Annotated in this window: 14 protein-coding genes; 11 read left to right on the top strand and 3 right to left on the bottom strand. The window is 48.4% G+C overall.

What is annotated here, in order from left to right; genetic code table 11:
• A partial coding sequence (locus QN395_RS05440) for a hypothetical protein (protein ID WP_323493096.1) occupies positions 1-483 on the bottom strand: 483 nt, incomplete at its 3' end.
• Between the two features lie 307 nt (positions 484-790).
• Here QN395_RS05440 and QN395_RS05435 point away from each other — a divergent pair.
• Positions 791-1,510 (top strand): DUF2158 domain-containing protein, encoded by a 720-nt coding sequence (locus QN395_RS05435; RefSeq protein ID WP_323492460.1) that lies wholly within the window; start codon positions 791-793, stop codon positions 1,508-1,510.
• A gap of 144 nt (positions 1,511-1,654) precedes the next feature.
• Here QN395_RS05435 and QN395_RS05430 read toward each other — a convergent pair whose 3' ends face one another.
• Together QN395_RS05430 and QN395_RS05425 are read right to left on the bottom strand one after the other, a co-directional pair.
• Positions 1,655-2,293, bottom strand: coding sequence for an NAD(P)H-dependent oxidoreductase (locus tag QN395_RS05430; RefSeq protein ID WP_322119968.1), 639 nt, complete (start codon positions 2,291-2,293; stop codon positions 1,655-1,657).
• 523 nt (positions 2,294-2,816) lie between these two features.
• On the bottom strand, positions 2,817-3,512 hold the full coding sequence (locus QN395_RS05425) for a GntR family transcriptional regulator (protein WP_323492461.1): 696 nt from the start codon (positions 3,510-3,512) through the stop codon (positions 2,817-2,819).
• Between the two features lie 186 nt (positions 3,513-3,698).
• Here QN395_RS05425 and dctP point away from each other — a divergent pair, with 186 nt between their 5' ends.
• The 10 genes from dctP to QN395_RS05375 are packed head-to-tail and all read left to right on the top strand — an operon-like array spanning position 3,699 to position 13,041.
• On the top strand, positions 3,699-4,730 hold the full coding sequence (gene dctP / locus QN395_RS05420; RefSeq protein WP_322119969.1) for a TRAP transporter substrate-binding protein DctP: 1,032 nt from the start codon (positions 3,699-3,701) through the stop codon (positions 4,728-4,730).
• A complete protein-coding gene (locus QN395_RS05415; RefSeq protein ID WP_323492459.1) occupies positions 4,727-5,293 on the top strand; it encodes a TRAP transporter small permease in 567 nt (188 codons plus the stop codon). Before dctP ends, QN395_RS05415 begins: the two co-directional genes overlap by 4 nt.
• Positions 5,290-6,639 (top strand): TRAP transporter large permease, encoded by a 1,350-nt coding sequence (locus QN395_RS05410; RefSeq protein WP_323492458.1) that lies wholly within the window; start codon positions 5,290-5,292, stop codon positions 6,637-6,639. The genes QN395_RS05415 and QN395_RS05410 overlap by 4 nt, the downstream gene beginning before the upstream one ends.
• On the top strand, positions 6,636-8,339 hold the full coding sequence (mdcA, locus tag QN395_RS05405) for a malonate decarboxylase subunit alpha (protein ID WP_323492457.1): 1,704 nt from the start codon (positions 6,636-6,638) through the stop codon (positions 8,337-8,339). Before QN395_RS05410 ends, mdcA begins: the two co-directional genes overlap by 4 nt.
• A 51-nt stretch (positions 8,340-8,390) precedes the next feature.
• Positions 8,391-8,717 (top strand): malonate decarboxylase acyl carrier protein, encoded by a 327-nt coding sequence (gene mdcC, locus QN395_RS05400; protein WP_323492456.1) that lies wholly within the window; start codon positions 8,391-8,393, stop codon positions 8,715-8,717.
• Complete coding sequence (locus QN395_RS05395) at positions 8,714-9,607, top strand: biotin-independent malonate decarboxylase subunit beta (RefSeq protein ID WP_323492455.1); 894 nt, start codon at positions 8,714-8,716, stop codon at positions 9,605-9,607. The genes mdcC and QN395_RS05395 overlap by 4 nt, the downstream gene beginning before the upstream one ends.
• Positions 9,607-10,380, top strand: coding sequence for a biotin-independent malonate decarboxylase subunit gamma (locus tag QN395_RS05390; protein WP_323492454.1), 774 nt, complete (start codon positions 9,607-9,609; stop codon positions 10,378-10,380). Before QN395_RS05395 ends, QN395_RS05390 begins: the two co-directional genes overlap by 1 nt.
• Complete coding sequence (gene mdcG / locus QN395_RS05385; RefSeq protein ID WP_323492453.1) at positions 10,377-11,105, top strand: malonate decarboxylase holo-[acyl-carrier-protein] synthase; 729 nt, start codon at positions 10,377-10,379, stop codon at positions 11,103-11,105. The genes QN395_RS05390 and mdcG overlap by 4 nt, the downstream gene beginning before the upstream one ends.
• Positions 11,087-12,130, top strand: a complete 1,044-nt coding sequence (mdcB, locus tag QN395_RS05380; protein WP_323492452.1) for a triphosphoribosyl-dephospho-CoA synthase MdcB — start codon at positions 11,087-11,089, stop codon at positions 12,128-12,130. Before mdcG ends, mdcB begins: the two co-directional genes overlap by 19 nt.
• Positions 12,127-13,041 (top strand): ACP S-malonyltransferase, encoded by a 915-nt coding sequence (locus QN395_RS05375; RefSeq protein ID WP_323492451.1) that lies wholly within the window; start codon positions 12,127-12,129, stop codon positions 13,039-13,041. Before mdcB ends, QN395_RS05375 begins: the two co-directional genes overlap by 4 nt.
• The last annotated feature ends 20 nt before the right edge of the window (positions 13,042-13,061 follow it).

Genomic DNA, 13,061 nt, shown 5'->3' with positions numbered 1-13,061 from the left:
CCCGGGTTTTCTTGCATAAACGAAGTTTTCACTGGTGCTGTCATTCAACAATGACGACCCATGTTCAAATTTGAACATGGCTAGCTGTAGATTGATGTATATAGTCCCTCTCTCAAAAAATGCATTCCCAACCAAACCGATACGACCACAAGATTCGAGGGAATTAATCTTCTTGATCGCATCTTCCGGGATAGTCACATTCCGGTAAATTGATCCGACTTGCAGGGAAACGGTTACTAATTTGCCGCCCAATTTAAATTCTCTCGTAAGTCCAAACGCATAATTTGCGCCGGTATCAAGCTGTACATAGCAGTCAATATTATTTAATTTTGCGGGTAAATTAATCGCTGCATGACTAAATACATATCCTGAGCTTGTAAAGTCCTCCCAAACAAACGGCTCCCATCCTTCAGGCATTTCTGCGGCTTTGACTGGACTTGTCAGCGACATACAAATAACGAGGAAATTAAATAATTTTTTCAAAACCATATCCCATGGGGGTGACGTAAATTTCAAACAAAGTTATTTGGATGTGAATCTTATTTGCTGAAAATTACGTACATTAAGAAACTCACTTTTTTTCAATCTTACCAAGTGAATTTGAGCATTATTATGGAACAAGGGCACAGCCTATTTTGTCTGATGAGTTCGTGGAAGCATTTTGATATTTTAGTAACAAACCGAAAAGCGGGTCAATCTGTTGCAGCGATCACACCAAAAATTTTCCGCATATATACTATTTTTTTAAATTTCTTTCGTAACCGCGCAGCGCGTGTAGAGAGGGCATCCTATGAGCATTACTTTTAAAATTGGCGATATTGTCCAACTCCGTGATGGTGGGGAGTTGATGACGATTGAGGCTATTCTTGGTAATAAACATGATCTGGCTGAGTGTACTTGGGGAGCTGGCGCGCAGTCGCAACTGAAGGTATTTACGCTGGACTCGCTTGTGCATGTGACGCCTGCCGATGCTCATAAATCCAATCAAGCCGTTTCAAGATATGAGGAAGGTTTAGACCCTAATGATCTAACGGTACAGCTATCTGAATTGTTGGTTGCGACTGCGGATACGTCGGATGAGTTGATTCATCACTCGGTTCAGGAAGTCTTAAAAATTGTGCTGGAAAAACTTAAGATGGATGTTGTGTTTGTGTCTGAATTTGTGGATGGCATGCGGGTGATACGACAAGTTGAATGTCGCGACAATGCGCCGATTTTGAGTGCCGGCCAAGCCGATCCTTTGGAGGCGACATGGTGCCAGCGGATTGTGGATGGACGCTTGCCACAAATTATTAATGACGCGCAGAAGCTAGCCCAAGAGATAGAAATACCGAAGACGCATCTGAAGATAGGCTCTTATCTTGCCACGCCGATTATTCTGTCTGATGGCAATGTATATGGCACATTTTGCTGCTTTAGCTCTAAGGCAGACGACAAATTGGTAGAGCGGGATTTGAAAAATCTGCAGCTGGCAGCGAAGTACGCGGCAGAAAAACTTCAGCTTAGCTAGCTTGAAAATTACCTGAAAACGCGATTAAAAATTAGAACAAAGAACAGAGTGGGGTCCGGTCAACTGGCGTGATTAAGGTGATCTACTCTGCTCCGATTGTCGCTAGCTACGAATGCCTTACCCGCGGCTAGCGACATAGTCGATTTACTTCACTTCAGTCACAAACTTGTCGGTTGGGCGACGGACTTTTTTCAGGTTAACTAACCAGTCTTTGTCTTCTTCGCGATAGCCCAACGGCAAAATCACAACGCTGCGCAAACCGTGTGCTTTGAGTCCAAGGATTTCGTCAACTGCGGCAGGGTCAAAACCTTCCATCGGTGTGCTGTCAACTTCTTCAAATGCGGCGGCGATCAGTGCTGATCCCAGACCGATGTAGGCCTGACGTGCTGCATGTTGATAATTGACTTCGGCATCGCGTTTTGGGTAGGTGTTGAGCAGCATTTGGCGATAATTTTCCCAGCCTTCGTTTTTAAAATTACGAATATCGTTGGTCAGATCAAACATCATGTTGATGCGTTCTACGGTGTAGTTGTCCCATGCAGCGAACACTAACAGGTGTGAACAATCGGTGATCTGGCCTTGGTTCCAAGCGACTGGTTTGATTTTTTCACGGACTTCTGGATTGGTAACGACGAAGATTTCGTAAGGTTGCAAACCGCTGGAAGTCGCGGTCAGGCGCGCTGCTTCCAGAATACGGTCAACTTTTTCTTGCGGAACCGCTTTGGCAGGGTTCATCTTTTTTGCGGCATAACGCCATTCCAGCTTTTGAATTAAATCGGACATGTGAATAACTTTCGGGTTGAGATTAATGTTTGCTAATAATGATTCTTAAGGGGCTCACTAAGAGCAAACAGAGTTTTAATGACTTGTTACTTTGCCTAGTGTAACCGTGATCGAAATTAGCTGCACTGGCGTACTATTGTTCAGCTTATGGACATTCGACGGGCATTGTTTGATCCGTCATCGACACGATGATGGAGATAGCCATTGCCCGTTTATTCGCTGCGACCAGACGTCTGACTGATATGGGTCATCGCTGGCATTTGACAAGGCTCTGCGCCCGGTTTATCTGAATCCGCCCGGCTTAGTTGAAAGCGCGTGGGAATTCCCTCGCAAGAATAATACATAAGCTAACGCATAGGCCATATATATACTCTGGGTATGTATATTTAAGTTGTCCATATAATTACTGGACAATACGCCATATTTTTTAAAAATAAGGGGGAGTATATTTATTTAAGACCTAACTAAACCAGTAAATCGTAAGTATTTACCCGCCCGATATCACCGTTTTAAACGATAACGTCTATGGATTTAACTTTGGCAAGGACGCCATCAGATCGGCAAAACGCTGGCCCTGAATCATGATGTGACCTCTGAGCAACTCTGCTGTTAAATCGCCATTACCAGCGAGAATCGCCTGCACCACGCCGTCGTGCTCAGAAAACGATGCGCCGACCCTGTCCCTCACCCGCAGTTGCAAACGCCGGTAATGTCGCAGGCGGCGATGTAAGGCGAGTGCCTGCTCAGCCAGAAAAGCATTGTGACTGCCTTTGTAGATAATCTGATGGAAGGTTTCATTGCAGTAGAAATAATCGTCAGAGTTTTGCGCCAAGCTGGCGTCCTTGCATGCCTGATGTGCTGCCAGCAGATTCTGATGCTCTGCTTCGGTCATACGTCTGGCTGCCAGTCTGCCGCACATTGCCTCAAACTCTGCCATGACTTCAAACATTTCTACCAATTGCTGCGGCCCCAGCTCTGCCACGACCGCACCGCGCCTGGGGCGAATAACAACGATCCCCATTGATGCGAGCTGAATCAGGGTTTCTCTGATCGGCGTGCGTGATACGCCAAACTGCGTCGCTAGCTCGGTCTCATCCAGATGCTGCCCAGGAAGCAGCGTCCCTACAGCGATCATTTCTTCAATCGATTCGCGCAAGGATTCCGAGCGATTTTTATTATCGGCCTTATCACTGAGCTTATCGCTGCTTTTGTTACCGATTTTATTAATAGTGTCGACGATAGACAAACGGTTTCCTTAGTAGATTTTTTCTTATTATAAAAAACAATTTGTACTTGCATTGCATTTATTAAGTATATATCTTGTATACATAAAAAGAAACCTTGCATGCAAATGGATCAAAAATCATTGTAATGCTTTTACCTTTACTATCCAGCAGGAGACAGAATGTCCACATTATCCAAACGCAGAGCCGTCCTCGGTGCTATGGCATCCATTGCCGCCAGCCCGCTACTTTCTATGCAAACAGCCTGGGCGCAAACGTCCACTTTAAAAATATCGCATCAGTTCCCTGGCGGCACAGTGACTGAAGGCGATTTTAGAGACCGCTTGTGCCGTATGTTTGCAGCCGAGGTCGAAAAACGCTCCAAAGGTAGCCTGAAGTTTGAGATTTATCCTGGATCGTCCCTAATGAAAACCAATGCCCAGTTCTCTTCCATGCGCAAAGGCGCATTGGATTTGTCGCTGGTGCCGCTGTCCTATGCCGGTGGAGAAGTGCCAGAGGTCAATATCGGACTAATGCCTGGTCTGGTGACTTCGTATGAGCAGGGCTACGGCTGGAAAAACGCCGATGTCGGTAAAGAGTTAAATCGCATTTTGCTGGACAAAGGCATTGTTGTGGTTAGCTGGATCTGGCAAGCGGGCGGTGTTGCTTCCCGTGGTAAACCGATTATCGATCCGGATGATGCGAAGGGAATGAAGATACGCGGAGGCTCCCGCGAGATGGATTTGATTTTGAAAGCAGCCGGTGCGGCGGTGGTGTCCCTGCCCTCCAATGAGATCTATGCCGCGATGCAAACCGGTGCGATGGATGCGGCACTAACCTCGTCCACTTCACTAATTTCGTTTCGCTTGGAGGAGGTATCTAAAGCATTGACCACTGGTCGTGCAGGCGCTTACTGGTTTATGTTTGAGCCGCTGATGATGTCGAAAGCTATCTTTGACAAACTCAGCAAAGAACAGCAAACGACGATCATGGCAGTCGGCGCAGAGATGGAAGCCTTCGCCCGTAAATCTGCGCAGCTAGATGATTCGCTGGTCGCTGCGGTGTACCAAAAAGCAGGAGCAAAAGTGGCTGATCTCAACCCGGCAGCTTTAAAGAAATGGCAATCAATCGCTCGCACGACCGCGTGGAAAGATTATGGCGAGAAGAATGAGAACTGCGCCAAATTGCTGAAGCTGGCGGAGAAAACTCTATGAGCCACGGCTTTGAGTTGGAGCCTGCTAAAGGACCGGCAGTGCCGGATAATAAGATCGTTGCGGGCATATCTTGGGCAATGGATAAATTCAATATGTTACTCATGAATTTATCCTTGCTAGCATTGGTATTAACTGCCTGCGTACTCACCTATTCGGTGGTCAGCCGGTATTTTTTTAACGCACCGACCGATTGGCAGGATGAAGCATCGGTGTTTATGCTGGTCGGTGTTACTTTTTTCTGTACCGCTTATGTACAGTCATTTCGCGGACATATCGGGATTGAAGCGCTGTCTTCATTGCTGCCAGCGCGGGTCAATGCATTTCGTATGTTGCTCGTAGACGTCTTGTCGTTTTTGTTTTGCTTATTCTTCTCATGGAAATCCTGGACTCTGTGGCATGAAGCCTTTGTCGATGGCCAGACCACCACCTCCACTTTTGCACCACCGCTATGGATACCTTACGGAATGATGGCGTTTGGTATGAGCTTACTGACGTTACAGATTTTTGTGCAGGTATTAGCGCGAGTGACTAACGCATCGCCAGCAAAACGGAGCGACATATGAGCCCGCTAACATTAGGCGCTTTATATGGCGCAGTGACGCTGGTCGTGATGTTTTCCGGCATGCCGATTGCATTTGCGCTAGGCATCGTCGCTACCAGTTTTATGTATTTTTTTATGCCTTCAACCTCGCTCGATACCGTGACCCAAAACGTGTATGAAGAAATGGCATCCATCACCTTGTTGTCGATCCCGCTATTCATCTTAAAAGGTGCGGCCATCGGCAAATCCCCGGCAGGTAAAGACCTCTATTCTGCAATCCACACCTGGTTGCACAAAGTGCCTGGCGGTCTTGGTATCGCCAACGTGGTTGCATGCGCTTTATTTGCGGCAATGGCTGGCTCATCACCTGCAACTTGTTCTGCAATTGGCTCTGCGGGGATTCCTGAAATGCGCAGACGTGGTTATTCGCCTGGCTTTGCAGCAGGCATCATTGCGGCGGGTGGCACCTTGGGTATTTTATTACCGCCATCGATCACGATGATTTTGTATGCGGTCGCTGCGGAACAATCTTTGGGCCGCTTGTTTTTAGCAGGCGTCGGTCCTGGTGTGTTGCTGGTATTTTTATTTGCTGGTTATGCGGTGTATCGGGCACGCAAAGAATATCGTATGGCATTAGCGGTATTCAATCAGACCGGGACTGGATCTGCCTATCTTGAAAAAGAGCATTTCACGCTGGCGCAAAAAGTAGAAATGCTGCCACGTGTATTGCCCTTCGTTATTTTGCTGATTGGTGTGATGGTTGCGCTGTATGGTGGCTTTGCGACACCATCAGAAACCGCAGGTCTGGGCGCGTTATTAGCGCTGGCTTTAATCGCCATTGTGTACGGTGTATGGCGGCCAAAAGATTTACGTCCGATTCTGACATCAACCGTCAAAGAATCCACCATGCTGCTACTGATCATTGGCATGTCCTTACTCTATTCCTATGTGATGAGCTATTTACATATCAGCCAGTCTGCGGCGCAATGGGTTGTTGATATGCATTTATCAAAATGGGTGTTACTGGCCGTGATACTCACGATGGTGATTGTGTTTGGCTTTTTCTTACCGCCGGTATCGATTATTTTGATGACCGCTCCGATTATTTTGCCGCCGCTAAAAGCAGCAGGTTTTGATCTGATCTGGTTTGGGATTGTCATGACAGTGGTGATGGAAATGGGACTAATCCATCCACCCGTTGGTTTAAATATTTTTGTCATTAAAAACATCGCACCGGACATTCCGTTGAAGGACGTAATCTGGGGCGTGATGCCGTTTGTCGCGCTGATGTTTTTGGCAGTGCTGTTGTTGTGCTTGTTTCCAGGGATTTCAACGGGCTTGCCTACCATGATTATGGGAGCGAAATGAGTCAATTTTCTGATGCTCATATAAGTGAACGATCAAGTGCGCGACCCACTGTGTGGAACAGCTTACAAGACAATCGAAGTCAGCGTCTGCAGCGCGCCCGGTCGTACTTGGATGAGGCCTTAAACGGTAAAGTTTTACCGGCTTCGCGTATCGCTGATTTACTGCATCAGGTATTGGAATGCGGTGATCGGGTCTGCCTTGAAGGAAACAATCAGAAACAAGCTGACTTTTTAGGCAAAGCGCTGGCAACGCTTGACCCTACAAAAATCAATCAACTCCACATGCTGCAGTCCGTCATTGCCTTGCCTGAGCATCTGGATGTATTCGACCGCGGTATTGCATCAAAGTTGGACTTTTCTTTTTCAGGCCCACAGGCCGGACGAGTCGCCAAACTGGTCAGCTCAGGCAAGTTAAACATCGGTGCGATCCATACTTATCTCGAATTATTTGGTCGCTACTTTATCGATCTGACACCACGCGTCTGTCTGATCGCAGCGGAGGCGGCAGATCGTCACGGTAATTTGTACACGGGACCCAATACAGAAGATACACCCGCCATCGTCGAAGCTACCGCATTTAAAAATGGCATCGTGATTGTGCAAGTGAATCAGATTGTCGATGTACTGCAGCGAGTAGATATTCCGGGCGACTGGGTTGATTTTGTCGTGCAAGCACCTAATCCATATTACATAGAACCTTTATTCACACGTGACCCGGCGCAGATTTCAGAGATACAAGTCCTGATGGCGATGATGGCGATCAAAGGTATCTACGCCGAGTATGGTGTACAAAGGCTCAATCACGGTATCGGCTTCGATACCGCTGCCATCGAATTATTGTTACCAACTTATGCAGAGTCACTTGGACTCAGAGGCAAAATCGGACGTCATTGGGCGCTCAATCCGCACCCTGCTTTAATCCCCGCGATTGAGGCTGGCTTTGTCGAATCCGTGTATTCGTTTGGATCAGAACTAGGCATGGAAGACTATATCCGTGCCAGGCCTGATGTGTTCTTTGTCGGACCTGACGGCTCCATGCGTAGTAATCGCGCCCTATGCCAGGCAGCGGGACAATATGCCTGCGATATGTTCATCGGTTCGACGTTGCAAATTGATTTACAAGGCAATTCCTCCACCGCGACCTTGGGACGAATCGCGGGCTTTGGCGGTGCGCCGAATATGGGCGCAGATGCACGTGGCAGACGACACGCCAGCCCGGCATGGTTAAAGGCCGGACAGCAAGCGCGGGAAGGGAAAAATCTGATCCCGCGCGGACAAAAATTAGTGGTGCAAATTGTCGAAACCTTTCGCGAACATATGCAACCCGCCTTCGTCGAAAAACTCGATGCATGGGAACTGGCGGAACAAGCCAAGATGGCGATTCCACCTGTCATGATTTATGGCGATGACGTGACACATATTTTGACGGAAGAAGGCATCGCCAATCTCTTATTGTGCCGCACGGATGAAGAGCGCGAACAGGCGATCCGTGGTGTGGCAGGCTATACCGCCGTTGGCATCGCACGCGACAAGCGTATGGTAGAAAATTTACGCGATCGTGGCATCATTCAGCGCGCCGAGGACATTGGCATTGATAAACGTCAGGCCACCCGTAGTTTGCTCGCCGCCAAATCGATGAAAGATCTGGTACGCGCCTCTGGCGGTTTGTATAACCCACCGAAGCGTTTTAGAAATTGGTAGGCAGGTAGTAGAAAAGAATAATAGAAGTGAATAGTTGAAAAGAAAGCCGCAATGGAAACCTTAAATTATCGATTCGAACATGGCAACCGTCATTTAAATAATCCAGCTGAACTGGTAGGCGTTGTCAGCTCCGGCAATCTGGAGGTGCTGATTGAAAGCATTCCACAAAACGGTGCCTGCACAATCGAAATCAAAACAGCCGCCACCGGTTTTGGTGCAATCTGGCAAGCGGTTATGCAAGATTTCCACAACCGCTGGCAGCTTACCGAAACCCGCATCACAATTAACGATATGGGCGCGACGCCTGCGGTCGTGAGTCTGCGCCTGGATCAAGCGGTTGAGACTATGCTGGGAAAAACTGCCGGAGAAGTCTCATGAGTTATCTGGAATCCAATGCGCGTGAACGAGTGCATGCCTTATTTGATGCGAATAGTTTTGAAGAGTTTTTACGGCCTTCGGCACGTGTCATCAGCCCCCATTTAGGACAACTCAACGCTCCCGTGTCCTTCGATGACGGAGTGGTGATTGGTAGCGCAAAACTGGCAGGAAAAATCGTCTTTGTCGCTGCACAAGAAGGTGGCTTTATGGGTGGTGCAGTAGGTGAAGTCCATGGCGCAAAACTCGTCGGGATGTTACGTCGTGCCGTTGCAGAACATGCGCATGCAGTCGTGTTATTGCTTGAATCAGGTGGCGTACGTTTGCATGAGGCCAATGCGGGTCTAATCGCTGTATCAGAAGTCATGCGGGCGGTGTTGGATACGCGTGCTGCTGGCGTCCCGGTGGTCGTATTAATCGGCGGCTCGAATGGTTGTTTTGGCGGCATGGGCATCGTTGCCCGCTGTGCAAATATCATCGTCATGTCAGAAGAAGCACGTCTTGCGATGTCCGGTCCGGAAGTGATTGAAACAGCCAATGGGGTAGAAGAATTTGATTCGCGTGACAGAGCGCTGGTATGGCGCACGACAGGTGGTAAGCATCGATTTTTATTAGGTGATTGTCAGATGATCGTTGCTGATTCTGTCCCAGCATTCCGCGATGCTGCGATTGCGGCAATCGATACTTGCAACCAGCAAGAGGTCGCGTTGTCATTGACGGCGTTAGAGCAAGAGCAACACTTACTGACACAACGTATCAGTCAATTTGGTACGCTGACTGACCCGGTAGATATCTGGAAAAAACTCGGCGTCCCAGAACCAGAATTGCTACCGCTATTAGAGGTGGATCAGTTCATTACAACGGTTGATCATCTACGTTTGGGAGTGCGGTAATGGTGCAGCCTGTCAATCCCGTAACGAATTTAACTACGCCAACATTACATTGGCAAACGATCGCATCTAAGCTATTTCCGCTCGGCCATTCGATTACAGAACTAGATCATTTCTTATCCGGTAGCGCCCAGACCAGCATCGGTACTATTGCCGTCGTCGGCACTTGCGAGCACGAACCAATTGGTGTTGAAATCGCGCTGGCACAGGCCCACTTTATTCTCAATACGGTACGCGAACATCCGCAGCGTCCGATCTTGATTATGGTCGATACACAAGGACAACGCTTACGTCATCGCGATGAGATGTTGGGAATTAATAGCTACATGGCACATTTAGGAAAATGCGTCGATCTAGCTCGGCGTCAAGGCCATCCCATACTTGGTCTCGTATATGACCAAGCCTTATCAGGTGGATTTATCACCAGCGGTTTGATGGCGGACGCTTGTTATGCTTTGCCGGATTCCACAATCCGGGTCATGGGCTTGCCCGCTATGGCGAGGATCACTAAAGTGCCGGAAGAACGATTGATTGCACTCGCCAGTAGCAATCCGGTTTTTGCACCAGGTCCAGAAAATTATTTACGTATGGGTGGCATTGAGGCGATCTGGCAAGATGATTTATCTACTCAATTAGAACTGGCGTTACAAGAACAAGTGGATGGTAATCGAGGCGGCGATCGGCGTAGTGGTTTAGGGTTGGCACGCGGCGGCCGTAAGCTGGCGCAGCCTGTGATTGATGCGATACTCGCCGGCAAAAATAGTCTGGCGTCATGATGTCACGGCATGATCTGGTCTGGCTATCTGATCGGGGCTGGCAGCAGCTTATTGACCAGCTTAGTGGTCAACGTAGTAGTCAGCTTATTGTTCAACCGAGTATGACTGCGACCGACGATCAGCTAGAAGCCATCAAGCTTTGGCAAAACCAAGACTGGCCGCTGATCGTCACACGTCGTGATGCAGATGTAGATGTCAACACAGATCAAGTCTGCCTTGGATTAGCCATGCCACCGCATCCGTTAACTGGTGAGAAAAGACGAATCGCTTTGCGTTGCGCCGTCACAGATATCAAAAAAACGACACCAGCACTGCCGTTATCATCCGTCATCGGCGCTGCGCCTGGCGAATGGCAGCAAGGCTTAGCCAAGCTAGCCTTGCAAGCAAATAATTTACGCCTTCATGTCTTCGGATCACTCGCTTTACAAACACTGACCAAGCAGATTTATCTCACTACGACATCAGATATTGATGTCTTGTTTTATCCTGACAATATCGAGCAATTGCAGACTGGATTATTGCTATTGTCAGAATCTGCCAAAATCCTGCCGCTCGACGGAGAAATTATTTTTCCGGGCGACCGCGCCGTATCATGGAAAGAATGGCTTAGCGCATTGGACCGGCAAGCGCATGTATTGGTAAAAGAAATGCATACGGTACGTTTAGTATCCACGGCCTCATTACTAAGCAGTCTGGAAAAAAAGTCATGCGTCAAATCAGTATAGAGATAGTGCCGAAGATGCCGGCATTGATGTCGCAAGCGTATCGCGACGACGCTGAGAAAATCAGTGTTGATGTTGCTCACCGAGACTTTGCGGAATTACTTGCGCGCCTAGCTGTGCGCTGTTTATACACAGAATTATCGCTATACCCCAAACCGGGCTTAGTGTCGTTAGTAGATAACGGCAGTCATGAAGATATGACCGCCAGCACCTTTATGCGCAGCCTATTTTCTTTACGTGGTTACTATAAAGAAATTAGCTTAGCAGGCATGACTGGGACGTCTTTTAATTCACTAAAAAAGCTGGGCATATCTGCCGAAAAAAAGATGATGCTCGCCACCGCCGGAATCAACACCCATCGTGGCGCAATCTTTAGCCTAGGCTTACTTTGCGCCGCTATCGGGCATGCTAAAGTTCAACGACAGTCACTATCACCAGCCAATATCCGGCATACTTTATTAACCTGCTGGGGTGATGAATTACGGACGCATATGCAAGTTCTGCCGAGCAAGTTAGGTTCTCCCTCTAACGGAGTTAAGGTGGGTGTACTACACGGTGCAAGCGGTGCGCGTGAAGAGGCGGCTCTTGGTTTGCCGTCGGTATTTGAAATTGGTGTACCCGCATTACAAGCGACTCTCGCTGCCGGGCGGAGCATGTACCATGCAAAAATTGATGCCCTGTTTGCCTTAATGGCGTATATCAGCGACACCAACGTCTACCACCGTGGCGGCGCAGAAGGTGCGGCCATCGTCAAACATCAGGCGCAACATTTTATAGCTCAAGGTGGAACCGCTCATCCAGATTGGTATGAACATGCCCTAGCTTGTCATCGTATATTCATCGCTAAAAAATTATCACCCGGAGGCGCTGCGGATTTACTTGCTGCGAGCTGCCTGGTGCATGCAATAAGTTCAGATGCAATCACTGCTAATAGAATGCGCGCTAACGATAGTGAGAACAAATTAGGACTTACACAAAATTGTCGCTGCAACGCCGCTGAGGCAGTTTTGGATAAGTCGAAAAAATGACGGATCGGCTGCTCATTCTGTGCTCGGGGCAAGGTAATCAGACATCGGCGATGTTTGATCTGGCGCGCACAAACGACAAGGCCCGAGCCTTGATCGACAGCTTTGATCTTCCCTTTGATGCCATCGAATCGACGCCGCAGCTCTTATTCGCTAACCGTATCGCGCAGCCGATGATTGTTGCCAGCGCTATCAGTATTTGGGAAGCGATCAAACAGCGCATACCTACACCGAGTCTGGTTGCCGGTTACAGCATAGGCGAGCTAGCAGCGTACAGCGTAGCGGGCATGCTCGGCGCTAAACAAGCGGTGGACTTAGCGAGAACCCGAGCGAGCTTAATGGATACCTGTCTGGCAGAATCGCCGCAACAGACTCTGGCAGCGATCAGCGGTTTATCAGTTGAGCGAATTCAGCAGTTGATTCATCCATTCGATTTTGATCTAGCCATCGTTACTGGCGAAGATAGCTGCATTGTAGGAGGACAACAATCGGCATTACCGTCGATCTGCCAGGCAGTAAAAGCAGCGGGCGGAAAAATACAGTCATTACCTGTTGATATCGCATCCCACACATCCAAGATGGTACATGCGGTTTCTCCTTTTTTCACTGCGCTAGAAGACACCAATTTTAAGCTAGCTAGCTGTCCCGTCTTATCCGGTATAGAAGCTATTCCCATCACAGACAAAACAATCGCCATCACGCATTTATCACGTCAGTTAGCAGAACCTATCCAATGGAGTGATTGCATGGATGCCTGTGCTGAAGCTGGCGTAACCGTCGCGCTAGAATTAGGACCCGGCTCTGCTTTATCACGCATGCTACAAACACGGCATCCACAGATTGCATGCCGCTCGGTCGCTGATTTCCGTAGTATCGATGGCATCGTCACATGGTTAAAGCGTCAGTTTGATTGAGAGCCTATTCGAACAAGAAA

Source organism: Undibacterium sp. RTI2.2, from assembly GCF_035018705.1.
In the GTDB taxonomy this organism is placed as follows: Bacteria; Pseudomonadota; Gammaproteobacteria; order Burkholderiales; family Burkholderiaceae_D; genus Undibacterium.
Note: the sequence above shows the minus strand (reverse complement) of the source record. Positions and strands in the feature narration are given on the sequence as shown.

Coding starts and splice junctions, on each gene's coding strand:
- QN395_RS05415 (WP_323492459.1), top strand. CDS start 4,727: ATGAGCCACGGCTTTGAGTTGGAGCCTGCTAAAGGACCGGCAGTGCCG.
- QN395_RS05375 (WP_323492451.1), top strand. CDS start 12,127: ATGACGGATCGGCTGCTCATTCTGTGCTCGGGGCAAGGTAATCAGACA.
- dctP (WP_322119969.1), top strand. CDS start 3,699: ATGTCCACATTATCCAAACGCAGAGCCGTCCTCGGTGCTATGGCATCC.
- mdcB (WP_323492452.1), top strand. CDS start 11,087: ATGCGTCAAATCAGTATAGAGATAGTGCCGAAGATGCCGGCATTGATG.
- QN395_RS05430 (WP_322119968.1), bottom strand. CDS start 2,293: ATGTCCGATTTAATTCAAAAGCTGGAATGGCGTTATGCCGCAAAAAAG.
- mdcG (WP_323492453.1), top strand. CDS start 10,377: ATGATGTCACGGCATGATCTGGTCTGGCTATCTGATCGGGGCTGGCAG.
- QN395_RS05410 (WP_323492458.1), top strand. CDS start 5,290: ATGAGCCCGCTAACATTAGGCGCTTTATATGGCGCAGTGACGCTGGTC.
- QN395_RS05395 (WP_323492455.1), top strand. CDS start 8,714: ATGAGTTATCTGGAATCCAATGCGCGTGAACGAGTGCATGCCTTATTT.
- mdcC (WP_323492456.1), top strand. CDS start 8,391: ATGGAAACCTTAAATTATCGATTCGAACATGGCAACCGTCATTTAAAT.
- QN395_RS05435 (WP_323492460.1), top strand. CDS start 791: ATGAGCATTACTTTTAAAATTGGCGATATTGTCCAACTCCGTGATGGT.
- QN395_RS05390 (WP_323492454.1), top strand. CDS start 9,607: ATGGTGCAGCCTGTCAATCCCGTAACGAATTTAACTACGCCAACATTA.
- mdcA (WP_323492457.1), top strand. CDS start 6,636: ATGAGTCAATTTTCTGATGCTCATATAAGTGAACGATCAAGTGCGCGA.